The 25159-nt window shown below is 42.0% G+C and carries 27 protein-coding genes; 8 read left to right on the forward strand and 19 right to left on the reverse strand.

Annotated features, from left to right (window positions below; all coding sequences use genetic code 11):
- Positions 1-4: 4 nt before the first annotated feature.
- Positions 5-946: a glycosyl transferase family 90 gene (locus tag P0M11_RS00350; protein WP_275623958.1), complete on the forward strand. Its 942-nt coding sequence runs from the start codon at positions 5-7 to the stop codon at positions 944-946.
- Here the strand turns inward: P0M11_RS00350 and P0M11_RS00355 are convergent.
- From P0M11_RS00355 to P0M11_RS00370, 4 genes are read right to left on the reverse strand one after another with little or no spacing between them, the layout of a single operon-like run.
- Positions 929-2044, reverse strand: a complete 1116-nt coding sequence (locus P0M11_RS00355; protein WP_275623959.1) for a glycosyltransferase family 4 protein — start codon at positions 2042-2044, stop codon at positions 929-931. The genes P0M11_RS00350 and P0M11_RS00355 overlap by 18 nt on opposite strands.
- Entirely contained in the window at positions 2041-2880 is an 840-nt protein-coding gene (locus P0M11_RS00360) for a glycosyltransferase family A protein (protein ID WP_275623960.1), read from the reverse strand. Before P0M11_RS00360 ends, P0M11_RS00355 begins: the two co-directional genes overlap by 4 nt.
- Positions 2877-3839 carry a glycosyltransferase gene (locus P0M11_RS00365; RefSeq protein WP_275623961.1) on the reverse strand — a complete coding sequence of 321 codons (963 nt, stop codon included), beginning with the start codon at positions 3837-3839 and terminating at the stop codon, positions 2877-2879. Before P0M11_RS00365 ends, P0M11_RS00360 begins: the two co-directional genes overlap by 4 nt.
- A gap of 4 nt (positions 3840-3843) precedes the next feature.
- Positions 3844-4878 carry a hypothetical protein gene (locus P0M11_RS00370; RefSeq protein WP_275623962.1) on the reverse strand — a complete coding sequence of 345 codons (1035 nt, stop codon included), beginning with the start codon at positions 4876-4878 and terminating at the stop codon, positions 3844-3846.
- 51 nt (positions 4879-4929) lie between these two features.
- Here P0M11_RS00370 and P0M11_RS00375 point away from each other — a divergent pair, with 51 nt between their 5' ends.
- Entirely contained in the window at positions 4930-6021 is a 1092-nt protein-coding gene (locus P0M11_RS00375) for a glycosyltransferase family 1 protein (RefSeq protein ID WP_275623963.1), read from the forward strand.
- Here the strand turns inward: P0M11_RS00375 and rocD are convergent.
- The 6 genes from rocD to pdxA all read right to left on the reverse strand — a co-directional run bounded on the left by rocD (position 6012) and on the right by pdxA (position 11523).
- Positions 6012-7250 (reverse strand): ornithine--oxo-acid transaminase, encoded by a 1239-nt coding sequence (gene rocD, locus P0M11_RS00380; protein WP_275623964.1) that lies wholly within the window; start codon positions 7248-7250, stop codon positions 6012-6014. The two genes, P0M11_RS00375 and rocD, sit on opposite strands and share 10 nt — an antisense overlap.
- Positions 7251-7495: 245 nt before the next feature.
- Entirely contained in the window at positions 7496-8848 is a 1353-nt protein-coding gene (gene accC, locus P0M11_RS00385) for an acetyl-CoA carboxylase biotin carboxylase subunit (protein WP_275623965.1), read from the reverse strand.
- 83 nt (positions 8849-8931) lie between these two features.
- Complete coding sequence (gene accB / locus P0M11_RS00390) at positions 8932-9414, reverse strand: acetyl-CoA carboxylase biotin carboxyl carrier protein (protein WP_275623966.1); 483 nt, start codon at positions 9412-9414, stop codon at positions 8932-8934.
- Positions 9415-9539: 125 nt separating this feature from the next.
- Positions 9540-9743 carry a 50S ribosomal protein L32 gene (rpmF, locus tag P0M11_RS00395; protein ID WP_275623967.1) on the reverse strand — a complete coding sequence of 68 codons (204 nt, stop codon included), beginning with the start codon at positions 9741-9743 and terminating at the stop codon, positions 9540-9542.
- A gap of 26 nt (positions 9744-9769) precedes the next feature.
- Positions 9770-10291, reverse strand: coding sequence for a DUF177 domain-containing protein (locus tag P0M11_RS00400; RefSeq protein ID WP_275623968.1), 522 nt, complete (start codon positions 10289-10291; stop codon positions 9770-9772).
- Between the two features lie 140 nt (positions 10292-10431).
- A complete protein-coding gene (gene pdxA, locus P0M11_RS00405) occupies positions 10432-11523 on the reverse strand; it encodes a 4-hydroxythreonine-4-phosphate dehydrogenase PdxA (protein ID WP_275623969.1) in 1092 nt (363 codons plus the stop codon).
- 97 nt (positions 11524-11620) lie between these two features.
- Here pdxA and P0M11_RS00410 point away from each other — a divergent pair, with 97 nt between their 5' ends.
- The 3 genes from P0M11_RS00410 to P0M11_RS00420 are packed head-to-tail and all read left to right on the forward strand — an operon-like array spanning position 11621 to position 14359.
- Positions 11621-12214: a riboflavin synthase gene (locus P0M11_RS00410; RefSeq protein ID WP_158064962.1), complete on the forward strand. Its 594-nt coding sequence runs from the start codon at positions 11621-11623 to the stop codon at positions 12212-12214.
- Positions 12204-13658 (forward strand): ATP-binding protein, encoded by a 1455-nt coding sequence (locus tag P0M11_RS00415; RefSeq protein WP_275623970.1) that lies wholly within the window; start codon positions 12204-12206, stop codon positions 13656-13658. The genes P0M11_RS00410 and P0M11_RS00415 overlap by 11 nt, the downstream gene beginning before the upstream one ends.
- Positions 13658-14359: a methyltransferase gene (locus tag P0M11_RS00420; protein WP_275623971.1), complete on the forward strand. Its 702-nt coding sequence runs from the start codon at positions 13658-13660 to the stop codon at positions 14357-14359. Before P0M11_RS00415 ends, P0M11_RS00420 begins: the two co-directional genes overlap by 1 nt.
- 22 nt (positions 14360-14381) lie before the next feature.
- Here the strand turns inward: P0M11_RS00420 and P0M11_RS00425 are convergent, their stop codons facing one another.
- From P0M11_RS00425 to P0M11_RS00435, 3 genes are all read right to left on the reverse strand, one after another.
- Complete coding sequence (locus P0M11_RS00425; RefSeq protein ID WP_158064959.1) at positions 14382-15092, reverse strand: ATP-binding cassette domain-containing protein; 711 nt, start codon at positions 15090-15092, stop codon at positions 14382-14384.
- A gap of 138 nt (positions 15093-15230) precedes the next feature.
- Positions 15231-15389 (reverse strand): 50S ribosomal protein L34, encoded by a 159-nt coding sequence (rpmH, locus tag P0M11_RS00430; RefSeq protein ID WP_076385307.1) that lies wholly within the window; start codon positions 15387-15389, stop codon positions 15231-15233.
- A gap of 166 nt (positions 15390-15555) precedes the next feature.
- Entirely contained in the window at positions 15556-16236 is a 681-nt protein-coding gene (locus P0M11_RS00435) for a hypothetical protein (RefSeq protein WP_275623972.1), read from the reverse strand.
- A gap of 281 nt (positions 16237-16517) precedes the next feature.
- Between P0M11_RS00435 and P0M11_RS00440 the strand changes: the two genes are divergently transcribed.
- On the forward strand, positions 16518-17525 hold the full coding sequence (locus P0M11_RS00440; protein ID WP_275623973.1) for a bifunctional oligoribonuclease/PAP phosphatase NrnA: 1008 nt from the start codon (positions 16518-16520) through the stop codon (positions 17523-17525).
- Positions 17526-17554: 29 nt separating this feature from the next.
- Here P0M11_RS00440 and P0M11_RS00445 read toward each other — a convergent pair whose 3' ends face one another.
- The 4 genes from P0M11_RS00445 to P0M11_RS00460 are packed head-to-tail and all read right to left on the reverse strand — an operon-like array spanning position 17555 to position 20276.
- On the reverse strand, positions 17555-17920 hold the full coding sequence (locus P0M11_RS00445) for a DUF1304 domain-containing protein (RefSeq protein ID WP_275623974.1): 366 nt from the start codon (positions 17918-17920) through the stop codon (positions 17555-17557).
- 44 nt (positions 17921-17964) lie between these two features.
- Complete coding sequence (locus P0M11_RS00450; RefSeq protein ID WP_275623975.1) at positions 17965-18747, reverse strand: alpha/beta hydrolase; 783 nt, start codon at positions 18745-18747, stop codon at positions 17965-17967.
- Between the two features lie 46 nt (positions 18748-18793).
- Entirely contained in the window at positions 18794-19309 is a 516-nt protein-coding gene (locus P0M11_RS00455) for a hypothetical protein (RefSeq protein WP_275623976.1), read from the reverse strand.
- 40 nt (positions 19310-19349) lie between these two features.
- Positions 19350-20276, reverse strand: coding sequence for a putative sulfate exporter family transporter (locus P0M11_RS00460; protein WP_275623977.1), 927 nt, complete (start codon positions 20274-20276; stop codon positions 19350-19352).
- Positions 20277-20395: 119 nt separating this feature from the next.
- On the opposite strand from P0M11_RS00460, the gene P0M11_RS00465 reads away from it, so the two are divergent.
- Positions 20396-20758: a rhodanese-like domain-containing protein gene (locus P0M11_RS00465; RefSeq protein ID WP_275623978.1), complete on the forward strand. Its 363-nt coding sequence runs from the start codon at positions 20396-20398 to the stop codon at positions 20756-20758.
- A gap of 35 nt (positions 20759-20793) precedes the next feature.
- Here P0M11_RS00465 and P0M11_RS00470 read toward each other — a convergent pair whose 3' ends face one another.
- On the reverse strand, positions 20794-22872 hold the full coding sequence (locus P0M11_RS00470) for a cytochrome c biogenesis protein CcdA (RefSeq protein WP_275623979.1): 2079 nt from the start codon (positions 22870-22872) through the stop codon (positions 20794-20796).
- Between the two features lie 58 nt (positions 22873-22930).
- On the reverse strand, positions 22931-24226 hold the full coding sequence (gene tilS, locus P0M11_RS00475) for a tRNA lysidine(34) synthetase TilS (RefSeq protein WP_275623980.1): 1296 nt from the start codon (positions 24224-24226) through the stop codon (positions 22931-22933).
- 79 nt (positions 24227-24305) lie between these two features.
- Here tilS and P0M11_RS00480 point away from each other — a divergent pair, with 79 nt between their 5' ends.
- The gene (locus P0M11_RS00480; protein WP_275623981.1) at positions 24306-25142 is read left to right on the forward strand and encodes an OmpA family protein; all 837 of its coding nucleotides are present in this window, start codon (positions 24306-24308) and stop codon (positions 25140-25142) included.
- The last annotated feature ends 17 nt before the right edge of the window (positions 25143-25159 follow it).

Raw genomic sequence — 25159 nt, forward strand, 5'->3', positions numbered from 1 at the left:
CGTTATGATGGCAAAAGTTGAAAAACAGGTTAAATTCTTTTATTATATAAAGGCCTACCTGCGCCGTATTTTACCCACGACCTCCTACAGCATAAAAATTAAGCAACTTGAACGCTCACTAACCGCACGCCAAAAGGAGTTGGTGACTTCCCGGGTCGATTATTACTGCCGTTCTTCAGTTAAAAGTTCAACATCTTCACCCTGCTGCACGCTGAAGGACCTGCGGAGTCCGGTAACACCTAAAACCTACTATCACGACACCTACGAATACGCCCGCTTTTTTCCGGAAGAACTGCCCATCAATTTTGTTTTTGGTGATGTGACTACTGTGCCCGATTTGCCAAGTATTGTAAAAAGCCGCCCTGTTGCAGCAGATAATAACAACAGCATATTGCTGAATCTGGATAAAGCGCGTCATTTTGTTTGGGTTCACAATGACCAACCTTTCCACACTAAAAAAGATGTGCTTATCGGCCGCGGAGCGGTATTTCAGGAGCACCGATATCATTTTTTCAGCCAGTACTTCGGCCATCCGATGTGCGATTTGGGACAGGTGAATGCGCAGGGCGGAAATCCGCTCTGGATAAAAAAGAAAATTTCAATAGCGGACCACCTGAACTATAAATTCATCCTGTGTTTACAGGGAAATGACGTGGCTACCAACCTGAAGTGGGTCATGTCCTCCAACTCCATTGCGGTAATGCCCAAACCTACGCTTGAAACATGGTTTATGGAAGGATCGTTGGTGGGAGGCGTACATTATATTGAAATAAAGGACGATTATTCGGATCTGGAAACTCAGCTTCAGCATTATCTCGCCCATCCCGACAAGTGCCGGTTCATTCTGGAAAATGCACACAGCTACTGCGAACAGTTTTATAACCGGAAAGTGGAAGATTTGTGCAGTTTAAAGGTGCTGGAGAAATACTTACTCCCAGCGGAATAGATTACGGTAGTTTTCGGCAAACCGGTGGTCGCTGTAATTATTCTTCACCAGTTGAAAGCAGTTTTCCTGTCTGGTTTGAAGTTCATTGCGGTTTTCATTAAGCCGGCAAATTATTTTCACCATGTCTGCAGAGACTCTTGTGTGATGACGGGGATCGACCAGTAAAATTCCAGGCAGGTCACTGTTCAGCTCAGGTATTTCGCCCACAGAAGTGCTGACCGGAAGAACCTTATGTGCCATCGCCTCAAGAATGACCATTGGTAAACCTTCGCGTTCTGAGGTAAGCAAAAGGATGTCACTTTTTGAATATAATTCGTTAAGTCTAGTGGAGTCGTGGATCTCACCTGTAAATTCTGTGTTTTCCAGTTTCTGGCCTTCAGGGAAATCTCCTACAATACGGCAGTAATATGGGATGTTTTTTTCGTTTAGCTCTTTTAAAATATCAAAAACGATTTCCGGGCGTTTTTCTGACGAATTTCTTGCAACAAAAATTAACTGAAGGATTTCGTTTTCATTTTTTTTAATCGTATCCGGTATTCCTACCGCATTTTTTATGATGCGTATCCGTTCAGTAAATATGGGATTTATACCATTTTCCCGATAAAGCCTGGCATAGTCCATTTTTGTTTTGGTTCCGAGCACAACACGTGCATCAAGCCGGTTTACATAAGGCAAACTATAGTTTTCCGGTGAGTACTGTTCATAAGAAAAGGCATGTGTAAGATCAATGATGCGTACGTGATCTTCCAGAAAGGGAATCAGATCATAAAAAAAGATACTGTTGCATCCGAATATAATTGGTTTTTTCTGCCGGTTAATTTTAACAGAGAATAATTTCAGCAGAATTTGGCGATATCTCTTTTTTGAAACAGACGCGTCGAAACTGATAAGGTTGGAAACATTTTTAAAATTCTGAAGGTTGGCATCGGTAATGGACTGATTAGTAATAATGCAGTTCGGTCTTACCACCATTGAAGCCAATATCTTACAATGAACTGTTTCTGCACCGCCTATGTGATAAAACGGAAAAAAGAAATACAGTCCTGACCTGTTAAGTTGCCGGCTGTACTTCCAAATTTTGAAATAAGGTGTCATCATATCCGGCCGAGTTTTTTTCTAATGCTGTTCTCCAGTTTGAAGCCTTTCTTATAGGAGAGCGAGTTTTTTAGTTGTTCCAGCTCTTGCAGGCGGTAACTTATATCCAGGAGTACCTCCATTGACAGACCCTGCTGCATAAATGCAGGATATTTCATTATGTGTTTCCGGACAATATAATTCTCCATTTCCTTTCTTTTTTCCTCTTCATCCAGGAAAGAGATCATAGACTTTTCCCTCTGCCGGTAATAAAACTGTACAGAGTCCAGGCGCACAACTCTGTCTTCTTTATTCAGAAGCTGCAGCCAGAATTCCCAGTCTTCGTAACCGTGGCGCATGTTTGCATCATATCCTTCTGTTTTCAGATAATCAACCCTACGGAATATTGCACTGCAGTAAATACAGTTTACAAAAAGCAACCGTGTATAATCGTATGGCGGCAGGGGCCAGTGCTCATCTTTAGTTCCGAAAAATTTGGCCTCAGCGTAAACAAGTTTAATTGTCGGATCATTCCGGAATTCTTTTTCGGCAAGTTCCAGGTACTCGGGACCGATCTTGTCATCACCATCAAGTGGTAATATAAATTGGCCTTTCGCAGTTCTTATCCCGTTATTTCTGGTTGTGGCAAGTCCCTGATTGGTCTGAGTAATTTTGCTGAAGCGTGAGTCCAGTTCGCAAAAATCATTGATTATTTTCTCGGAACCATCGGTGGAGCCATCATTTACAATTATGCATTCCCAAGCTGTATAAGTTTGATTTTTTACCGAAAGTAAGGTTTCCTTTAAATAAAGCTCCTGATTATAGCAGGGTACAATTATGGAGAATTGTAAACGAGTCATAAAAGTTTTCTCTTACGGGTAAAAAAGTCGATAAAATTAAGAACCATTGTTTTCACAGGAAATCTTTTTTTCATTTCCATATATATTTCTTGAAATTTTTCTTCCGAGGTATTCAGTGATTTCTGAAGAAGTTCGTGGGTTTGTTTATCGATTGAGGTGAGGTTAATGATTTTTCGGGTATTATTATGTTTGGATGAGATGACCTTGAGTGCCCCTTTATATTCTTCAAAGGTGTTTTTTCTAAGAAACGCTTTTGCTATGTAGTTAATCCTTTTGTGATTCAACTTAAAAAACTCACTTCCTACCTGCTGATCAGGATGAATGCGATAATGAAATAATTTTTCTTCTAAAAAAAGAAAAGTATTTCGTTGGCAGGCCAGTAACGCAATGTACTCATCATGCAGGAGCTCTTCGTGTTCGCCGTTATACATTAAGAGGTTTTTTATATTATTACGAAAAGCCATAGACGCGCCCGTTGCAAAGTTGGTAAGGGAAGTAATGACTTCAAAATAGGTGAAATCAACTTTTTCTTTGTTTAACAAATCTGGTATATTCCAAACGGATACTTTATCATCTGAACTTTCCTTCCCATCGTAAAAATAACCGTTTGTTGCAATTACCTCAATGGTCGGGTTCTGGCGAAAGACATCCAGCATCCGTTCTACTTTATTGGGTTCCCAATAATCATCCTGATCGCTTAAGAAGATAATATTTCCTGAGGTTCTCTTAATACCTTTAAGAAAATTCCTTGTGCTTCCAAGCTGCTCATTATTAACAGTTAAAGTAATATGAGGGTTTGTATTTTGAAATGATTTGATAAGCAGAACAGTATTGTCGGTCGAACGGTCATCACATATGATAATTTCATCCACCCGAACCGTTTGTTCTAATATAGAGCACAGTTGCTCCTCAATATATAAGCTACCATTATAGGTGCATATCACAACAGAAGTTTTCAATTTTCTAATAATTTTGAATTGCTTGGTATGGTTTAATATTAAATATAATAGAGATCCAGTTGGTAAAGGAGTATTTTCTTAAAACATGCTCATCCAAATCAACATATTCCTCCCGAAGGAAGTTTTCTATATCTCCTGTGTTATTCTCGTTCCATATAAAGAAGTTGTTGGGATGAAAGAAATCATAATCTTTCACAGAAACATTGTTTGTAATCAGTTTCTTTTTAAAATAGAGCGCTTCAAAAACCCGGAAAGAAAGTCCTTCATGAATTTCTTTGTTGTGAAATTCCAGCATGCAGCCACACTTGCTTACGCGATCAAGCATTTCTAAATAACTTAAGGGTTTTTTAATTAAGTTAATACTTGCTTGTGTAAGCTCTTCAGGAATTTTCGACTTATGAAAAACAACATTAATTGAACTTGGGATTCCTTTTTCATTAAAAAAGTCACTTACTTTAATGACCTGATCCATACGTTCAGGTATATAACTTCCAAGAAAGAAGACTTGCCCATTATTTACTGGGTTTCGCGGCAAATAATCAATATAAAAATTTGTGATAGGGAAGATGTTTTTATAAAAGTCTTTGTGCTTATGATAATCATTTTCATCAAAGGCAAAAAACCGGTCAAAAAGGGTAATATAATCAACGATCTTAGGGTATCTTTTAAAGCCATCCCACTGATAACCACAAAATAAGACGCATTTTTTTTTTAATTTTTCCAGTGAAGAGATGGTAAAGTAGTCAGGTCGGATAACCAGTCCGTAATCAAACTCAATATCAGTTTCAGAAAGCTGATGTTCGAGCTCCTCAGAGTGATGAATGACTCTTAGTTTGTCCTTATATTGCTTATCTCCAAAAATAGTTTTGCGAAGAAAATTTGTGGATTGTTCCTTAAAACTTTTATATTTGAATGTTTTATCTGTAAGAATGATGAATACAACGCTAAAGCCCAATTTTTCCAGATTCCTAATGATTGCTTTGTAAAGTTCGAAGTGATGGGGTATCAATAAAGCAACCTTCTTAGTTCTCTCTTGCATGTAGGATTTTTTACAAATTTACTATAAATATTCATTTATGTTGACCCCCTTATGAGCAACAAAATTTTAATAGATCTGGAACGGCTTCGTTATCCTCATTCGGGAATTGCTAATGTGTTTGGAAATCTTGCCAAAGGTTTATTGCAATGTTATCCGCAGGAGCTTTTTACGCTTTACGGAACCGGTAGTTTGAAAAAAAGAATTTATCCTGCGGTACCGATCATTGAATGGAATAAGACTCAAAAATTTTATGAAGGCTTTAGTTCTAAGTTCGATTTAATTCATGTAAGTCATCAGCTGTCATCTTATTTCCAAAGAAACTATAAGAAGACTATTAAAATTATAACGCTGCATGACCTCAATTTTCTCCACGAAAACTTAACGGACTCGAAGCGAAAAAAAATGCTGACGAAAGTGCAGAATAATCTCAGAAATGCTGATTATATCGTTTGTATTTCAAACTATGCAAAAGAGGATTTCATTAACAACCGACATCTGTTTCGGCTTAATAAACTAAAAGAAATTACCGTGATCCACAACGGGATACAGCTTCCCGGTAAGGAAGAATATAGGTTAGGAAAGTATGCTTTTTTAAAAAATAAAAAATATATTTTAAATATCGGAGTGCTTTGCAGCAAAAAAAACCAAATGTCTCTAGTAGAAATGTTGCCTTTTATTGATGAAGATCTAGTCTTAATTGCCTCAGATGGGAAGCAACCTTATAAAGATGAGATTAGTAAAAGAATAAATGAATTGCAGCTTGAAAACAGGGTGCATTTCCTCAGTAATCTTTCTGAAGAAGAAAAGTATGCAGTGATAGAACATTGTGAAGCCATGTGCCATCCTTCCCTGGCAGAGGGTTTCGGAATTCCTCCCATTGAGGCAATGGCTTTCGGTAAGCCTGTGTTTCTTTCAAAACTTACAAGTTTACCGGAAATTGGTGGTAATTTCGCTTTTTATTTTGAAGATTTCAATCCTGAAAGTATGGGCCGATTATTTCATGAAAAAATGAATTTATTCCATCAAAATAGATCAGAAATGACGCAACAAATAAAAAAATGGACAGTGCAATTTAGTTATATTACAATGTCCACTAATTATTTTAACTTTTATAAAAAAGTTCTCACGGATAATCAACGTTGATATTCCAGTACTGTTTTCTCAATAATCCGAACGCACTCCATCAGCTGTTCCTCAGTGATAACCAATGGCGGTGCAAGCCTGATGATATTTCCATGCGTTGGCTTGGCCAGAAGACCGTTTTTCATCAGGTCCACACAAAGGTTCCAGGCTGTAGGAGAGTCTTGGGTATCATTTATGATGATGGCATTCAGCAAGCCTTTGCCGCGTACACTTACGATGAGGTCTGTCTTGGCAATGATTTTCTCAATTTCGGCACGGAACATTTTCCCCAGTCTTTCAGCTCGTTCAGAAAGTCCGTCTTCTTCAACCACATCAAGTGCAGCCATGGCGACTGCGCAGGCCAGCGGATTGCCGCCAAAAGTTGAACCGTGCTGCCCCGGCTTAATAACGTTCATAACGTGGTCATCAGCAAGTACTGCAGATACCGGATACATGCCGCCGGAAAGGGCTTTGCCGAGGATCAGGATATCGGGTTGTACATCTTCATGATGACAGGCAATCAGCTTACCGGTGCGTGCTATACCGGTCTGTACTTCATCAGCAATAAAAAGGACGTTGTATTTTTTGCAGAGTTCTGAAGCTCCCTTTAAGTAACCTTCGTCCGGAACATAAACGCCGGCCTCGCCCTGAATGGGTTCCACAAGGAATGCCGCCGTTGTGGCAGACTGCTCCCGGAGTATTTGCTCCAGTGCATCCAGGCTGTTGTAAGGAATTCTCACAAATCCGGGTGTAAAGGGACCATAATTGGTACTTGCGTCCGGATCATTGGAGAATGAGACAATTGTAGTCGTACGCCCGTGAAAGTTGTTGTCACACACAATGATCTGTGCCTGGTTTTCCGAAATGCCTTTAACTTCATAGCTCCATTTTCTGGCGATCTTCACTGCGGTTTCCACTGCCTCCGCACCTGAGTTCATTGGCAGCACTTTATCGAAACCAAAAAGTTCAGTGATTTTCTTTTCGTATTCGCCCAGTTTGGAATTGTAGAAGGCACGGGACGTAAGCGCCAGTTTTGAAGCCTGGTTTACGAGTGCTTCCACGATTTTTGGGTGTGAATGACCTTGGTTAACAGCAGAGTAGGCCGACAGGAAATCGAAATACTGTTTCCCTTCAACATCCCAAACATATACACCTTCGCCACGATCCAGTACTACCGGTAGCGGATGATAATTATGGGCACCGTATTTTTCTTCAAGCTGTATATATTCACTGCTGTTCATTGCATTCATTGATCCATGATTTGAAGCAAAAATAGGGAAATATTTTCAGTTCCCCGTGGTGGAATAATTATGACAGCTGCACCCGTTTCTATTTTGAATTATCGGATCCTCGTGAAAAATGTGCACAGCAAAAGTATTGTGACAATACCTGGCGGAATTGCAGGTAGAAAATTGGGTACGGCTGGTCCGGATAAAACCAAAAAGAATCCGCCTCAGTAATGAGACGGATTCCTGTATCGATAAGTGTTGATTATTTAATGGTCAAATTTCTTATCCATCACAAAATCTTCCATGAATTTCGTGGTGTAATTTCCGGCCAGGTAATCTTCATTTTCCATAAGTTGTCTGTGGAATGGAATTGTAGTCTTCACTCCCTCAATATAGAATTCTTCCAGAGCACGTTTCATCTTGGAGATGGCCTCTTCGCGGGTTTGCGCCGTCGTTATCAGCTTGGCAATCATGGAATCATAATTGGATGGGATGGTATAACCCGCATATACGTGAGTATCTACACGGATTCCGTGTCCTCCAGGAATATTAAGACCTGTAATTTTTCCCGGTGATGGTCTGAAATCGTTGTAAGGATCTTCCGCATTGATACGGCATTCAATAGAGTGCAGTTTTGGATAATAGTTGATACCGCTGATGGGTGAGCCTGAAGCCAAAAGGATTTGCTCACGGATCAGGTCATAATCCACCACCTGCTCGGTAATCGGGTGCTCTACCTGAATACGTGTATTCATTTCCATGAAGTAGAAATTCCTGTGTTTGTCCACCAGGAATTCAATGGTTCCTACGCCTTCATACCCGATATATTCAGCCGCTTTCACAGCTGCATCCCCCATTTTTTCACGAAGTTCATCGGTCATGAACGGTGATGGAGTTTCTTCTGTAAGTTTTTGGTTTCTTCTCTGTACGGAGCAGTCCCTTTCGGAAAGGTGACAGGCTTTGCCATATTGGTCGCCAGCAATCTGAATTTCAATATGCCTTGGCTCCTCTATAAGTTTTTCCATGTACATGCCGCCGTTTCCAAATGCGGCAACAGCTTCCTGTATGGCAGATTCCCAGTGATCCTTAAGGTCTTCTTCCCTCCAGACGGCTCTCATCCCTTTTCCGCCACCACCTGCGGTAGCCTTAATCATTACAGGATAACCAATTTCCTTAGCCAGCTTAAGTGCATGTTCGTAAGAGTCAATGAGACCGTCGGAACCCGGAACACAGGGAACGCCCGCTTCCTTCATCGTTGCCTTCGCATTCGCTTTATCTCCCATACGGTCGATCTGTTCGGGTGTGGCACCAATAAACTTGATACCGTTTTTCTGGCAGATTCTGGAAAAATTGGAGTTTTCGGATAGAAATCCGTAACCTGGGTGTATGGCATCTGCATTTGTAATTTCAGCAGCTGCGATGATGTTTGGGATCTTAAGATAGGAATCCTTGCTCATGGCCGGACCTATACATACGGCTTCATCTGCAAATCTTACATGGAGGCTGTCCTTATCGGCAATAGAGTATACTGCAACGGTCTTAATGCCCATTTCCTTACAGGTGCGGAGTATACGCATAGCGATTTCGCCCCTGTTGGCAATTAATATTTTTTTGAACATCTTTTGATTTTAAATTTTAAATTCTGAATTTTAAATTATTTCGGCTAATCATGTCCGAAACTATAATTTACAATTTAAAATGACTAGGAAGGGTCAACTAAGAACAGAGGCTGGTCGTACTCTACAGGAGTAGCATCATCCACAAGGATTTTAACGATTTTTCCTGAGATTTCGGATTCGATTTGGTTGAATAGCTTCATCGCTTCAATAACACAAACCACTTTTCCGTTGGATACTTCATCGCCTACATTAACAAAAACATCTTTATCTGGACTTGGCTTTCTGTAGAAAGTACCAATCATTGGAGATTTGATGGTAAGGTATTTACTGTCATCAGATGCAGCTTCAGCAGGTTTCTCGGCAGCAGCAGGAGCGGCCTGTGGAGCTGCCTGCGGTGCAGGTGCCTGGCCCTGGTACATAGCAGGTTGTGAGATATAGCTCACTGTGTCATTTCCTGCCAGAGGAGTCTTGATCGTAATTTCAAAATCCTTCGTTTTATACTTCACTTCGGAAACCTCTGCTTTTGATACAAATTTAATGAGGTTCTGTATTTCTCTAATGTCCATATTTGATGTTTAATTAAGGTTTCAAAGATACCAATTTTTAAGAAAACACAACAAAAAACCACCCGAAAGTATTGTAATCGAGTGGTTTTTTATGTGAAATGGAAGTTTTGCGTTAAGAAATGATCTTAAGCTTCTTCTGTCGTTTCTGTCGTTTTCTCCATTACTACCTTTCCTCTGTAGTAAAGTTTTCCTTCATGCCAGTGAGCTCTGTGGTACAGGTGCAGTTCACCTGACGCAGCGTCTTTAGCAAGCTGAGGAACTGATGCCTTGTAGTGCGTTCTTCTTTTATCTCTTCTTGTAGACGACTGTCTTCTCTTTGGATGTGCCATTGCTAATAATTATTAATTATTCTATGTTAATTTTTATCTTTTAATTTTCTAAGGGCGTCCCATCTGGGATCTGCCTCCGGTTCTTTTTCTGTTTCTTCCTGCGGTTTGTATTTCTCCAGGTTCTCTATATCCTCATCGGAGATATTTGGTGAAACCTTCTTCATCGGAATCGCCAGCATCACCTCTTCATAAATAAACTGTGCTACATTGAAGGCATGATCATTCCGCGGAATGGTTATTACTTCCTCTTCACTGTCATCGTACTCCTCGCCGAACTGTACAAGTAGCCGCATCTCGCTGGATATAGGATGGTCAAACTGATCATTCGTAATATCACAGGTTAGGTTTACAGTTCCTGAAGTAGTTATCCAGAACTCCAGAAAAGTAGTGTGTTTCTCCATTAAAACATCAGCAACCAGTTTGGGGTCTGTAAACTCCTGCTCTGTATCAAACAGCTGAAAGAACTCCTTATCTATCTCAAACCGGAAGTTATGCTTTCCGTTTTTAAGGCCGGAAAATACAACTTCATATTTTCTTAGCTTCTCCATAAAATGAGTGTGCAAAAATATGCATTATTTTTTAATTAGCAAATATATTTCAACCAATGTTCAGTAATTGGCTGCTCTTTGGTAACGCATTCAGAATTAAAAAGGTACCGCGCTATCTGCATGAACCAAAAATGGTCATGTTACCTTGCTGAATCTTTAGGCAAATCTTCATCCACACCATTGTCTGCTGCAGCTCGCTTGGGTTTGAGTCGGGATTCCATTAATGCCTGATATTCGGATCGGTTTTTAAAAATCCGCACTGCCGCAAAAACTGCTTCACGAAAACTCTGTTCATCGGCGGTGTTTTGTCCTGCTATATCGTAAGCGACACCATGATCCGGTGAAGTACGTATAAATGGCAGGCCCGCGGTATAATTCACTCCGTCGGCATAAGCCAGAGTTTTGAAGGGAGCAAGCCCCTGGTCATGATACATGGCGAGTACAGCATCGAAGTTCCGGTACTTTTCCGGCTGGAAAAAACTGTCGGCCGGGAAGGGACCGAAAGCCATTATGCCATTGTCAAAGATTTCGGCAACAGCAGGCTGAATAATTTCAATTTCTTCCCTTCCGATCTGACCGCCATCGCCGGCATGTGGGTTTAGTCCCAATACGGCAATTTTGGGTTTCTGGATCTGGAAATCCTCTATAAGGCACTGATTCAGAAGCTTGATCTGTTTCTTGATCTTTTCTTTTGAGATGCTCGCGGCTACCTGCGACACGGGAATATGGTGGGTGGATACTGCGACCTTAAGGTCATCTGTTACCAGGAACATGAGTCCTTTTTTGCCGGCTTTCTCTTCCAGGTAACCGGTGTGGCCGGCATGAGCAAAACCCTGCTTCATCATTTCGTCCTTGTTGATGGGTGCGGTTACCAGTACATCGATGTCGTTATTTAGTAATGCGGACGTAGCGGCCTCCAGAGAATCAATCGCCATTTTGGTAGATTCTTCTGTGGGTTTGCCCAATTCTACATTTACATTGTCCTTCCAGAGGTTCACCATATTAATTTTGCCGCCCTGAGCCTCGGAGGCCTCATTTACATAATGGAAACTTTGCTGGAGTTTGAAGATGTTTTTCTGATAAGTGAAGAGTTTACCGGATGCAAAGATGACAGGTGTGAAAAAGTCAGTGATGCTTTTGTCGTTCAGGGTCTTCATTATGATTTCGGGACCGATGCCGTTAAAATCACCAACCGAAATTCCCACCCTCACCTTATGTTGTTTTGAACTCATATCACTATCTTTGAATTTGTTTAAAGGTTACAAATTTATAAATAACTTTCTGTATTAATATACAGTCAACCGAACATCATCCTTAACACTTTATTTTATGTTTACAGGCATCGTTGAGTCTACCGGCACCGTGGAGAAAATAGAAACACAGGGCCGCAATATCCATTTTACCATGAGCTGTGCATTTGCTCACGAATTATCAATAGACCAAAGCGTTGCGCATAATGGTTGCTGCCTCACGGTGGTGCAGTTGCTGGAGGGCGGTTATGTGGTAACTGCAATAGACGAAACGCTGAAAAAAACAAATCTGGGTAGGTGGGAAGTAGGCACAGAGGTGAATTTGGAGCGCTGCATGCAGATGAACGGCCGGTTGGACGGGCATATTGTGCAGGGACATGTAGACTTGACTGGCAGGCTTATTGCTATGGAGCAGAAGGACGGAAGTTATGTGCTTACCTTTTCCTATGAAGAGGAAAGTGATTTTATAACAGTTCCGCAGGGATCCATAACAGTAAACGGAATCAGCCTAACCGTTGCCGAGAGCGGCGACAACCGTTTTTCGGTGGCCGTGATTCCTTACACCTGGAATTTTACCAATATGAAAAACTTAAAAGTCGGCGATGAGGTTAATCTTGAATTTGACATCATCGGAAAATACATAGCCAAACTCACAGCCAAGCATGCCACTTAGTAAATATAAAGGTTACAGTCTTCGGAACCGGGTTTTCTGGGGTTTTATCGTAGTTTGTATTCTGAGCATGGCGGGTTCGTCTATACTTTCCTATTTTCTGCTGAAGAACAATGCCAAGGAGCAAAGCCGTACGGATATGCAGAACAAGACCAACAGCCTTATGGCTGCACTGGACTACGCCGTGAGCCAGAAACCTGTAAGTACAGAGCAGTTGCCCGAGGTCCTGAAAGATAAGATTCTGGAAATTGCCGATATCACTAAACAGGATATTATAATTTATGATCTGAACGGTAATTTTCTCCTTTCCAACCGGGAAAGGAATCTGGTGGCACAGAAAAAAATACCACAGAATATTTTACATGGCGTAGTTGCCGGTAACAAAAGGGTCGATGTGCAGGAATACGACGCCACCGTGGGTGCTAATAAAACCTCCTCTTATACCATTTTTCAGAATAACTCGCTGGAGCCTATCGCTATAGTTTATTTTCCTTTCTACCATAACGAAAGTGCGTATATGGATATTCTGAATAAGTATCTTAAGTACATGCTTTTGGTCAATCTGCTTGTAATTGTTTTCAGTATTTGGTTAAGTTGGGTTATTTCTCGACATCTTACAGATGCAATCTCCAGGTTTTCAGAGGTAATTACCCGCATCACCATCTTTGATAAGGAAATGCAGCCCATATCGTATTATCAGAACGATGAGTTAGGTGCTTTGGTGAAAGCCTATAATAAGATGATACTTCAGATTCAGGACCATAAGGACCGCCTGGCCTTCAGTGAAAAGGAAAAAGCCTGGCGCGAAATGGCCAAACAGGTGGCACATGAAGTGAAGAATCCGCTTACGCCCATGAAGCTTACCATCCAGAATTTTGAACGGAAATTTAACCCGGGGGATCCTGATATAAAAGAAAAGCTGAAAAAGATGAGCTCATCTGTGATAGACCAGATCGATATGGTAGCCACGGTGGCTACGGCTTTTTCACAGTTTGCGCAGCTTCCGGAAAAAAACAATGAGACCTTTCATCTGAATGCAGAGGTGGAATCCATTCTCAGGATTTTTAATGACGACCGCATTTTTGTTCACAGTAACAGAGATGATATCCTTATTAAAATGGACCGCATTTATCTGAACCGGATCATCACCAACCTAATTACAAATGCAAAGCAGGCTGTTGAAGACGTGGCCGAACCTATTATTAATGTAGATCTGGAGCAGATAAACAAAAGGGTAATTATCTCTGTAGATGATAACGGGGTGGGAATTGACGGCAGTATGATTGAGCGTATATTTGAGCCAAGTTTTACTTCCAAATCATCAGGTATGGGTCTGGGACTTACTATGGTGCGCAGGATGGTGGAAGATTACGGTGGGGTGATCACCGTTAAATCCGAACCCGGCAAGGGAGCTAAGTTCACCATTTCACTGCCTACAAATCTGTAATGAAACCTTTCCGATTTCAAAATTTTGAAATTAGCCAGCAGGCTGATGTTTTCCGGGTAGGTACAGACGGGGTGCTCCTGGGAGCGCTGTCGCATCTGGACGGTGTAAAAATGGTTCTGGAAGCGGGCACCGGAACAGGTCTTATTTCCTTAATGCTGGCACAGCGCAATCCTGAACTGCACGTTACTGCTCTCGATATTAATCCCGAAGCAGTGGCGCTTGCAAACAGTAATTTTCAGAATTCTCCTTATCGCGACAGGTTGCGGGCACTGCAGGCTGATTTTAAATCATTCAGCAGCGATTCGGAATTTGACCTTATCATTTCCAATCCACCGTATTTTGAAGTTAATGAATCTGCTAAAGATGTTTTCGACCGGCAAACTATAGAAATGGACGCAGCTGTAATTCTGCATCGCGGCGTAGGCCTGCTTCGGGACGGTGGAATTATTTCCTTAATTGTCCCTTCGGGTCAGTCCCCGGGCCTGGAACACATTGCACGGCAACTGGGACTGCATTTGATACGGAGGATAAATATTTTCGGAATTGCCGGTGGCCCTGTCAAAAGGAATGTACTGGAATTCTCCAAAAAAGAAATCCCCGCTACGGAGCAGGAATTTGTAATTGAAAAAGGCCCCAGGGTTTATTCAGAACAGTATATGGAAGCCACGCGGGATTTTCATGTGTTCGGTAATGGAAGCTAAATAGAAATTAGCCGGCCGGATCTTATTCAAACAGTTCAGCTGTGTCCAGAACGGAAACGTTTCCATCTTCACAGCGAATAGCCTCACCCGGAAAATTCTGGATCATGTGGTAATCGTGCGTGGCCATTACCACGGCAGCATGGTTTTCTACAGCCACCTTCTTCAGTAAAGTCATGATTTCGTTGGACGTTTCGGGATCCAGGTTTCCTGTAGGCTCATCGGCCAGGATCAGTTCCGGATGATTCAGTAAAGCCCTTGCAATCGCTACACGCTGCTGCTCACCGCCGGAAAGCTCGTGCGGCATTTTGTGTTTCTTGGTTTTCATACCCACGCTTTCAAGAACTTCATTGATGCGGTCGTCCATTTTAGTTTTATCCGTCCAGCCTGTAGCCTGCAGTACAAACTTCAGGTTCTTTTCAACCGTGCGGTCAGGCAGCAACTGGAAATCCTGAAATACGATGCCCAGACGTCTGCGCAGGTCCGGGATTTGTGAGGTACGCAGTTTAGCCAGGTCAAAACCTGCCACGCTGCCTTCGCCTGCGGCTAAGGGGATGTGTCCGTAAAGTGTTTTCAGCAGAGAACTTTTACCGGAACCTGTTTTGCCGATCAGGTAACAGAATTTACCTTTTTTTATGTGAAGATCCACCATTTTGAGAACAGTGAAGTTTTTCTGTGCAATGGTAGCATTACTAAGGTTGATGATGTTCTCTCCGGTTTCGTGTCTGTGCGGCATTGGTCTTTAGTTGAATTGTATAATTTTCAAAAATAAATAATCCTGTACTGTAATCCTAAATTTTTGGAAAAGTTTAACAACAAAAAATGCCTGAAAAATTTCTTTTTCAAGCATATATATGATGTAGAGATGTAAAAATTATCTCTTAGCGCGCTGAGCACTAACTGTCAGGCTTTTTCTGCCTTTCGCTCTCCTTGCAGCAAGTACTCTTCTGCCGTTAGGTGTAGACATTCTTTCTCTGAAACCGTGCTTGTTTCTTTTCTTTCTTTCTGATGGTTGGAATGTTCTTTTGCTCATCGCTAAATATTTTTAGTAAATACTATCTCTTATTTTTCAGATTGCAAAGATATGAAAGTTTTTATTGTCTGCAAATTAATTTGTAAAAGTTTGTTGGAACGATCAGATAAACTATTGTGAGATTTTTTTCTTAAACCTTTCCTCATTATCATCATTCCTTCCTGCTTTAGTTTACAGTTCTTCGCTTTATGTACACTTCTAAACCAATCATTGCATTGGTATAGACACCTGGTTTTTTCGAGAAATTGAAATTATTACCCCATTTGGCGGGATCGTTATTGTAGCGCGTATATGTAAGCCGTTCCTTGTAGTTTGTTAATCTAATCGCTGGGCCAACCTGCATATTGTATTCTTCTGTTGGCAGCCACTTCACGCTAACCAGAGCTCCCTCGGCGGGAAAATGAATGTTAAAACCTTCAACATTAATTTTAAATGATCCTCTTTTTCGGGATGTTGGCGTGAAAATGATCTGTTCAGTGTTCAGTTTCTCTAAAGGTCTACCTGTTAGTGAATCCACTTTATAAAAATTAAGTTCGAGGTTTGCTAAGGGTAAATTTTTAGCAGATTTATGAAGAAATAATATTACATTACTGATTCTGCCATTTTTTTTCGAAGTATTCTTAAATCTTAAGCCTAACTCATAGTCAGCATTAGGGTTTACTGTCGCCAGTTTGAAATTAATCTCCTGCTTTAAACCATATGAATATTCAATTTTTTCATAATCCTTACTGTTAATTGTTACGGCTTTAATGTTGGTTGCACTTAAAGTGTCACTTTTCAACTCTTGGGTATAGCAAACCGCACTGTGGAGGAAAAGTAGTATTAAAAATATTTTATTCATCATCATTAGCCTGAAGTAGAAAATCAGGTGGGGTATGCAACATCACTTAGCAAAGCAGTTCAACTCCGTACAGGAGATATTTGTTATTAACTTGATCTAAAGTAATGAAATTTCCTGATAGTTGACCGGATGAATATAATTCCATTTCTCCAAATCATGTCGATTGCAGAAATTTATGCATTTCTTTATCTTTATTCGTTTTGGGATGGTCATCAGCTTCGTGAAAATCAGGGCACTAATGGTGAAGGCAAAAGCCTTATATTTGTGCCCTAAATTTACATTTGTACATGTTCACTCCTTCAGAAATTTCAGAGATTAAAAACCTTCTTGTTCCCGAAAATAAAATTGTTATTATCACTCACTATAACCCCGATGGCGACGCTGTTGGGTCCAGTTTGGGTCTGAAGCATTTTCTGAAACAGATGGGTCTGCAGGCTGATGTAATTGTGCCGAACGATTTCCCGAAATTCCTGAAGTGGATGCCGGAATCCAAAAAAATAATCATTGCCGATTATAAGCGCAAAATTGCGGGTGAAGCCATTTACAATGCAGATGTAATCTTCATCCTCGATTTCAATGCCGCACACCGCAGCGGCAATCTGGTGGGTCCGTGGCTGGAGAAGGCCAGAGCAAAAAAGATACTCATTGACCACCACCAGCAACCGGATGACTTTGACTTTGTTTATTCTGATGTTACGGTTCCTGCAACCTCGCAGATGATATATCATTTCATTCAGGCTTTGGAAGAAGAAGATAAGGTGAACCTGGACATCGCACAGTGTCTTTATACAGGCATCATGACCGATACCGGCGGATTCCGGTTCCGGTCCACCAGTGCGACCACGCACCGGATTATCGCCAACCTGATTGAAAAGGGTGCCAATCCTGCCATGATTACCTCCAGCACCTGGGATACGAACACCGTTTCGCGACTGCATTTGCTCGCGCTTATCCTGGGCCGCATAGAAGTAGTGAAAGACGGTAAAGTAGCCATCCTTTGGCTGAAACGTGACGAACTGAAGCAATACGGTTTCCAGAAAGGCGATACCGAAGGATTTGTAAACTACGGTCTCAGCATAATGGGCACACAGGTTTCTGCGTTTTTTATGGAAGATCTGTATGAAGATTTCATCAAGATCTCATTCCGCTCCAAGGATGATGTGGATGTGAACCAGTTTTCAAGAAATCACTTCAACGGTGGCGGGCATATTAACGCGGCCGGCGGGAAATACATGAAAACCATTGAAGAAACTATCGCAGACTTTAAAGAGAAGATTGAGGCGGAGGACTTCTAAATAACTTCGTGCTTATGGCTGGTGGTCATTTATTTCAGCAGAAGAACGGCAATGGCAATGATCGCAGGCAACGCCTGCACAAAGAATATTTTACGTGAGGCCGAGAGTGCTCCGTAAACCCCCGCTACCACCACACAGCCCAAAAAGAACAGTGCCACATTCTGCGACCATATTTCATCGGCAATAAATAAAGACCAGATAAGCCCGGCTGCCAGGAAACCGTTGTACAGCCCCTGATTGGCTGCCAGACCTTTTGTCGGTATGAAAAGATCATCACTTAGTGCACCTTTAAAAGTCTTTCGGCCCAGTGTTTCCCAGGCAAACATTTCCATATAAAGGATGTAAAGATGCTCTATGGCAACGATTGCGATCAGAATCTTTGACAGAAGTTCCATACTGTGATTTTGGATTGAATATTTAACCTGATTACCTTCCTTTACTAGAATACGAGATTTTTAGGCAAATTATGTAACAATTCAGTATTGAGGATGGCAGCGCATACTTCCGGTTTCTCCCAATGCCCGTTGTGTCCGCAGTCCAGTAAATAGGATTTAATATTGGTACGGTCCGGCAGGTTTTTAAGGATTACTTCGGTTTTAACCGCATTGTCGTATTTGCCCGCAATTACCAGGATCTTACCCTCAAAATTTTCCATAACTGAAACTTTGTCCGTTCTTTCCACCATTCCTTTTACGGCGGCCAGGGCTCCCTCGCTTTTTGTGGAGAGGGCAATCTCCTTAGCCAGTTCGATTTTGCCTTCCAGAACGTCCTTCTCATTTTCGCTGAACAGATTGGGGATTCCGGCTCTTACATAATTTGGGAAAGACTCTTTGATGATCCTGAAACTCTTGCGGCGCTGTTCCTTCTTTTCGGCATCATCCGCAAAATAAGATGAGAAGAATAAGGTCAGTGATTTTAAACTTTGGGGAAACTTTTCTGCGAATGCCAGCGAAGTGTACCCTCCCATGGAGTGACCAAGTAAATGGAACCTGTCCATTTTTAGTTTGTCGGTTACCTTTTTCACCTCTTCGGCCATCAGTTCCATGGTATGGACTTCATCCAGTATTTTGGAGAGTCCATGGCCGGGCAGGTCTATTTTTACCAGTCGGAATTTTTCGGACAGAAAAGCCTCCATTTCCTCCCATATCATTAGATTTTCCATGAAGCCGTGGAGTAATACAAGGTTTTCGGTGCCGGAACCGGATATTTCGTAGTGAAGCATAATCAAAATTATAAAATTTTTTCAACAAAAACTAAAGTGCAGCATATTAGAAATGGATGTCTATATACTCTACAAAGCCTTCGCCGCCTTTTTTATCCTGCAGTCTCCAGTACGGTCCCTTTTTCTCATCTTTAAAAGAGGTTTTTGCTGTGCGCCTGAACTTTTTACCGTTTATTTTTTGTTCTATAACACCTTCAAAATTGAGGTACTGCATAGTGACCGCTTTTATTTTGCCTTCTATTGCCACAAAATCACTTCCGGACGAAATCTTCCCCGAAACATTATATTCATCACGTCCGTTTTTGGTGAATCGAACCTTACCTGAACCTGCAATTTCACTGTGGGTGAAGCGATAGCTTCCGCTTATATCGCGGTACCTGTCCTTTTTGTTCAGCGTGCGGATACTGTCATTGTAAACCGTACGCGCCGCATTTACAGAATCTATAATGCGAAGTGTGTCGGTAAGTTTTTTCTTTTCATATTCTTCAATATTTTTATTACAGGATAGTAGAATTACAGAAAGCAGCAGTAACAACCTTTCATAGGCTAGCAGTTTCACCAAAGTTAATCAATTGGTCCTGCTGTAAGACAGTGCTTCTTACTTATAAAAATTCCAGCACTGCGTAAAGCGAAACACTGCTGATCAGTACCCAGAGCAGGATCCCCAGCAGGAAAGGCCGTGGACCAATTGACTTCAAATTGCTGATTGAAAGGCCGGTGCCTATTAAGAAGAGAGCCACCTTAAGTCCGGCTTTTGAGATTTCAGCGATGTAAGGTGAGATATTCTTCAGGAAAGGTAAATAGGTATTCAACAAAATTGCCAATATGAAGAATGCAATGAACAGTGGGAATTTCACCTTCGTTTCCTTTTTGTAAACCAGTGAAAACAAAAGGACTATAGGAATAATGAAAAGTGCCCTGGCCAATTTAACCGTGGTCGCGATATGCAGGGCTTCATCTCCAAATTTACTGGCTGCACCTACAACAGAGCTTGTGTCATGAATGGCTATAGCGGCCCAAACACCAAACTGCTGCTGGCTGAGTCCCAAATACATACCTAAATAGGGAAAGATGAATAATGCCAAAGCGTTCAGCACGAATACAATCCCGAGCGCCAATGAATTCTGGCTGTTGGTGGAATTAATTGTCGGCGATACAGCCGCAATGGCACTGCCCCCACATATGGCGGTACCCGCGGAAATGAGCTGGGTAATTTTACGGTCAATATTCAGCATTTTTCCCAAAAGCAGGCCTGCAGCAAATACCAGTACAATAGTAAAAACGGAAAATAGAAAACCTTTACTTCCGGCTTCAAAGGCCATGCCCAGGTTAATGCTGAAACCGAGCCCCACAACACTGTATTGAAGTACATTCTTAGTGTATTGCGGCAGTCCGACTATTTTGGTCTGAAAAATATTGATGAAGAATATGCCGAGCAGCAAAGCAATTGGAGCTGAAATAACAGGAAGCAGAGAAACGGCTGCGAGAACAAAAAATACAACTTTCCCTAAATTCCTGTTTTTACCCATAGTCTTTTACTGATCCCTGCAAAGTTATTTAAAGGGATTCACTCTTAATGTAATATAGGTTACAAAGCCTTACATTTACCTTTTATATCTTTTCTGAAACTGTATAAAAATTTTAAGTAATGAAAATAATATCGTCCCTTTTTATTGGTCTGCTGTTCTTTAACCTGCAGTGTAATACCACCAAACCTGTGGAAGTAAAGACGCAACCGACTGGTATTAAAGAACAGGTTCGGCAAGGCGCTATGCTTGTAGATGTCCGTACCCCTGAAGAATTTGCAGAAGGAAGCATAGACGGTGCAGTTAACATCCCGCTGGATCAGGTGCAAAGCCGGGTCGATGAGTTTCGCGGTAAACCTTCTGTAATCGTCTTTTGCAAAAGCGGAAACCGCAGCGGCCAGGCAATTAAAATTCTGGAGGAAAACGGAATTCACAATGTAACCAACGGAATAAATGTTCCGCAAATGAAAGAAGCGCTGAAGTAGAAAATAAAAGTTCCGGCCGCAGGCCGGAACTCTGTCTATTTTGAATTCTTATAGTAACCGATACCGCACTCAAGGAATTTCTTGAAGACTTCCTTGTCGCTGTTGTATCCTTTGAACGGTGCGTTAATCACTTTGCCGTCCGGGGTAATTAGAACATAAACAGGCTGTGTATTATCGTTGAAATTGATCTGTTGGAACATACTCCAGCGGTCGCCTATCGTCTTAATCCGCTTCACCTGGCCATTACCCATGTCAATCCTTGTCTGTTGGTCTGCCGGCAGTTCCTCCTTATCATCAACATAAAGCGAAGTCAGTATCACATCGTTTTGAAGGATGGGCAGGATGTCGGGCTCACTCCAGACAAATTCTTCCATTTTACGGCAGTTTTCGCAGCCATACCCGGTGAAATCCAGCAAAATGGGTTTGTTCTCTTTTTGCGCGGTCTCAACGGCTTTAAAATAATCATGTTCGGGTTTCATGCCCAGGATACCGTCCTCCACATCATGGAAATAACTCACATTAAGCGGTGGCAAAATGCCTGAAAGCATTTGCAGCTTTGGTCTGTCTGCCGGCACAAGTCCCTGGATCAGGTAAACAAGGAAACCGATTCCTAATACACCGAAGACTTTTCTGCCGGCTGAAATCTTAGCTTTTTTATCGTCGTGCGGGAAACGGATAATTCCGAACAGATAGAGAACAAGCCCAATCGTAATCAGGATCCACAAAACAATGAAAAGTTCTCTCTTAAGCATAAAAGTCTTCGAAACAAGGTCGGCCTTGGAGAGGAACTTAAGTGCCAATGCCAGTTCTACAAACCCCAGAACGACTTTTACCGTATTCATCCAGCCACCGGATTTGGGCAGACTTTGCAATGCCTGCGGAAACAGAGCCAGCACGCCAAAAACGATGGCCCAGGCCAGTCCGAACCCCGCCAGGGCGAAAGTAAGCAGCATAGGAACATTGGCGGCTCCCGTAACTGCACTCCCCAGCAAGGATCCCAGGATGGGTCCTGTGCATGAGAAAGATACGATTACGAGTGTAAGCGCCATAAAGAAAATACCAACCATGCCTCCGGCTTCTTCGGCACGTGAAGAGCGGTTTGCTATCGCACTGGGTAGGGTAATGTCAAAATATCCAAAGAAACTGAACGCAAAGAACATGAAGATGGCGAAAAAGAAAAGATTCAGCCAAATTGATGTTGAAATCTGGTTAAAGATATTTCCTGCGATTCCGTCTATAAGGTGAAACGGAATACTTAAAGCTGTGAAAATGGCAAAGATGAAGAAACCGTACATTAAGGCATCCCTAACTCCTTTGGATCTGTCCTTGTTTCCTTTTGTAAAAAAAGATACTGTAAGCGGAATCATCGGGAAAACACAGGGTGTAAGCAGGGCAATCATTCCTCCCAGAAAGCCCAGAAAGAGATATGTGAGATAGTTTTCACTCTTTTCCTGTTTCTCCTCACCGCAATCTGTAAGTGGGTTGTTGAAGTCCAGGCTTTCTATTTTAAGTTTTTTAGGGTCCAGTTGGGTTAAGGTCCCGGTTTCCGGCTGGCTGATTGCAGTAGCTGCCAGTGTGTCGGTTGTCATGTTGGCACTGTCATTTGGCAGTTCAGCAGCAATCACCGGAACCTCGGCCGCAGCCACGTTTCCATCCGGAGTTACTTTTTTTGCAAATTCCAGAGTGTTGGGCGCCAGGCAAACACGGTCGTCGCAGGTTTGATAGGTGAACTCTGCAGCGATGGTGGCCGGTTGCGCCGGATTTTTTAGTCTGAATTTCTGCTTGAACTTCGCCGAATTGGAATAATAAACGATTTGGGCTCCAAAAGCTTCGGAAAATTCATCATGCTTTTTGCCGACTTCCACAATTCCGCCTACAAGAGTTATTCCTTCGGCTGAGGAGATGATGAGTTCTGTGGGAATACCGCTGTCCGGAGGCAGGTCTTTGGAGTAAATATGCCAGCCGCTCTCCATTTTTGCTGTAATTACGGCCTCGTAAAGATTATCGCCCAGCGGCAGAACTTCGTAGCTAAGTTTTACAGGATCTTTTATCTGTGCGGAAAGTGTTCCGAAAATGAACAGGAAAGTGAAAAACAGAAATTTGATCAACTTCATTACCCAATATATTTTTATCAGTTAGGGGATAGGTTTGGGCAGAAAATGAAAGGTATCCTTATAATTTCAAGGTTATATTACTGCTTGTTTTCGGATCTGAGGCGTACCTCCGGTCCTGACGCAAAGGCAGCACACCCAGTACTTCATCCCTGGAGTCGCAAAGGAGCCAGATTTCCTGCGCGGCTAAAATAGGCAATTTTTCATCCTTAAAAAATTTGCTGATTTTCTTTTTGCCTATCATACCGATCGGGTAAAACACATCACCGCTTTTCTTCTTCCGCAGTTTAAGCGGAAGGGTCACTTTCTCACGGTCAATAAGCCACATGAGACGATTGCTGTTCCGTCGAGTGATTTTGAAGGTATCCGGAAGGATGATTTCGTCTTCGTGCATATTCAGAATGAATTCTTGAGGCTTCGTAGACTTCGTTTCCTGTAAGGCCTGCAGTACCAGCGTTCCTCTGTCCACCGTTAGTTCGTATGTTTGAGAACAGAATACTTTGCCTTTTTCGGCTGAAAATATCTTTGAAATTTCGCTTTTATTTGAGAATCCAAACTTTCGCAGGATTTCGAATTTAACAAAATCACTTTCTTTTTGAAGCCCGGGTTTATCAATACTGAATCCCCCAAAGTTTACCTGAATTAAAACACGCTCGATCTCAGCAATCTTGTCATCAACAAAATTATTAGCCTCAGTAAGGTAGCTGATGGTTTTGTCAAAGTTTTCCAGAAAGTCCGGTCGCGCATCTGTCAGTTTTGAAATAACCTCGTTCCTTAACATATTCCGCAGATAGTCATTTTTTGCATTTGACCGGTCTTCACGGAACGGAATCTTATTTTCCCCGGCAAAACGGTAGATATCTTCTTTCGAAAAGTGGAGCAGTGGACGAAGGATATCGTCTGAAAACTCCGTGATTCCGCACAGACCCCTTATTCCGGTGCCGCGGGAGAGGTTGATGAGGAAGGTTTCCAGTTGGTCATTCAGATGATGGGCGGTGACCAGATAGTTAAGGTTTTCCTTTTGTTGAATTTGCCGGAAGAAACGGTAACGAAGGTCCCGTGCCCAAAGCTGTATGGAGGCTTCAGGTTTTTCATCTTTATCCGAAACCGTATAGAGGTGAAATCTAATATTTTTCGCTGAACAGTAATTCCGTACCAACTCTTCATCAGCATCCGAATCGTTGCCTCTCAGCCGGTAGTTCACATGTGCAACCTGAAAGTTGACGCCTGTCTGCTGAAAGAGATGAAGCAGGACCATGGAATCTGCGCCACCGCTTACTGCAAGAAGGAAGCGGTCTTCCGAAAATGAGACATCGAAACGGTCCAATTGGGCCTGAAAAGTCTGTATTGTAAGCACTTTTAAGAAATGTTTAGCAAAGATAATTTTTATCTTCGGACGATAAGCGGTACTTTTGAAACTAACAAAACAACTACTTATGAAAATAGGAAAAATGATTGTGGCTGCGGCAGTTGCTGTTACCATCACGTCCTGTGTGAGCAGGAAACAGTTTGATGCTTTAAATGAAAATTACAACCAGTGCATCACCAATATTGGTGACCGCCAGCGTGAAATCCAGGATTTGAAGTCTGTAAATTCAGGACTCGCCAGTGAGAACAACCTTCTGAAGAGTCAGAACGATGCGCTGAAATCATCACTGGACGCCTGTCTTTCCAATACCGGCAAAGGCTCTGCAAACATTGACAAACTGATTGGCGAAATCAACGCGTCCAATTCCTATATCAAGCGTCTGATTTCTACCAATGCCAAGAACGACAGTCTGAACATGGCACTTTCCAACAGACTTAAAAGATCGTTGGATAATGTATCGGACCAGGATGTTGAAATTAAGGTGCTGAAAGGTGTGGTAATGATCTCACTGTCAGATAAGATGCTTTATAAGACGGGCGATTATAATATTCAGCCGTCTGCGCAGGAAGTTCTGGGTAAAGTGGCAAAAGTGATCAATGACTATGATAAATATTCCGTACTGATTGAAGGTAATACGGATAATGTTCCATTAAATTCGGCAAATCTTCCGAAAGACAACTGGGATCTTTCCGCGCTGAGAGCTACCTCCATGGCACGTGTGCTGCAAAACCAGTTTGGTGTTGATCCTTCCCGGATCACGGCAGGCGGACGTTCCGAATACAATCCAAAGGCGACCAATATGTCGGTTTCCGGCAGAGCTGAGAACCGCAGGACAGAAATCATCATCATGCCTAAACTGGATGAGTTTATGAAGCTGATGGATATTGCTCCCGTCAAGAACTAAGTATTTTTTACACCTCT

The sequence above is a fragment of the Kaistella sp. PBT33-4 genome (assembly GCF_029194425.1).
In the GTDB taxonomy this organism is placed as follows: domain Bacteria; phylum Bacteroidota; class Bacteroidia; order Flavobacteriales; family Weeksellaceae; genus Marnyiella.

Coding starts and splice junctions, on each gene's coding strand:
- pdxA (WP_275623969.1), bottom strand. CDS start 11,523: ATGAGTTCAAAACAACATAAGGTGAGGGTGGGAATTTCGGTTGGTGAT.
- P0M11_RS00440 (WP_275623973.1), top strand. CDS start 16,518: ATGTTCACTCCTTCAGAAATTTCAGAGATTAAAAACCTTCTTGTTCCC.
- P0M11_RS00360 (WP_275623960.1), bottom strand. CDS start 2,880: ATGACTCGTTTACAATTCTCCATAATTGTACCCTGCTATAATCAGGAG.
- rpmF (WP_275623967.1), bottom strand. CDS start 9,743: ATGGCACATCCAAAGAGAAGACAGTCGTCTACAAGAAGAGATAAAAGA.
- P0M11_RS00355 (WP_275623959.1), bottom strand. CDS start 2,044: ATGATGACACCTTATTTCAAAATTTGGAAGTACAGCCGGCAACTTAAC.
- P0M11_RS00480 (WP_275623981.1), top strand. CDS start 24,306: ATGAAAATAGGAAAAATGATTGTGGCTGCGGCAGTTGCTGTTACCATC.
- P0M11_RS00370 (WP_275623962.1), bottom strand. CDS start 4,878: ATGCAAGAGAGAACTAAGAAGGTTGCTTTATTGATACCCCATCACTTC.
- P0M11_RS00425 (WP_158064959.1), bottom strand. CDS start 15,092: ATGCCGCACAGACACGAAACCGGAGAGAACATCATCAACCTTAGTAAT.
- P0M11_RS00470 (WP_275623979.1), bottom strand. CDS start 22,872: ATGAAGTTGATCAAATTTCTGTTTTTCACTTTCCTGTTCATTTTCGGA.
- rpmH (WP_076385307.1), bottom strand. CDS start 15,389: ATGAGCAAAAGAACATTCCAACCATCAGAAAGAAAGAAAAGAAACAAG.
- accB (WP_275623966.1), bottom strand. CDS start 9,414: ATGGACATTAGAGAAATACAGAACCTCATTAAATTTGTATCAAAAGCA.
- P0M11_RS00375 (WP_275623963.1), top strand. CDS start 4,930: ATGAGCAACAAAATTTTAATAGATCTGGAACGGCTTCGTTATCCTCAT.
- accC (WP_275623965.1), bottom strand. CDS start 8,848: ATGTTCAAAAAAATATTAATTGCCAACAGGGGCGAAATCGCTATGCGT.
- P0M11_RS00350 (WP_275623958.1), top strand. CDS start 5: ATGATGGCAAAAGTTGAAAAACAGGTTAAATTCTTTTATTATATAAAG.
- P0M11_RS00420 (WP_275623971.1), top strand. CDS start 13,658: ATGAAACCTTTCCGATTTCAAAATTTTGAAATTAGCCAGCAGGCTGAT.
- P0M11_RS00450 (WP_275623975.1), bottom strand. CDS start 18,747: ATGCTTCACTACGAAATATCCGGTTCCGGCACCGAAAACCTTGTATTA.
- P0M11_RS00400 (WP_275623968.1), bottom strand. CDS start 10,291: ATGGAGAAGCTAAGAAAATATGAAGTTGTATTTTCCGGCCTTAAAAAC.
- P0M11_RS00410 (WP_158064962.1), top strand. CDS start 11,621: ATGTTTACAGGCATCGTTGAGTCTACCGGCACCGTGGAGAAAATAGAA.
- P0M11_RS00460 (WP_275623977.1), bottom strand. CDS start 20,276: ATGGGTAAAAACAGGAATTTAGGGAAAGTTGTATTTTTTGTTCTCGCA.
- P0M11_RS00435 (WP_275623972.1), bottom strand. CDS start 16,236: ATGATGATGAATAAAATATTTTTAATACTACTTTTCCTCCACAGTGCG.
- rocD (WP_275623964.1), bottom strand. CDS start 7,250: ATGAATGCAATGAACAGCAGTGAATATATACAGCTTGAAGAAAAATAC.
- P0M11_RS00445 (WP_275623974.1), bottom strand. CDS start 17,920: ATGGAACTTCTGTCAAAGATTCTGATCGCAATCGTTGCCATAGAGCAT.
- P0M11_RS00415 (WP_275623970.1), top strand. CDS start 12,204: ATGCCACTTAGTAAATATAAAGGTTACAGTCTTCGGAACCGGGTTTTC.
- P0M11_RS00465 (WP_275623978.1), top strand. CDS start 20,396: ATGAAAATAATATCGTCCCTTTTTATTGGTCTGCTGTTCTTTAACCTG.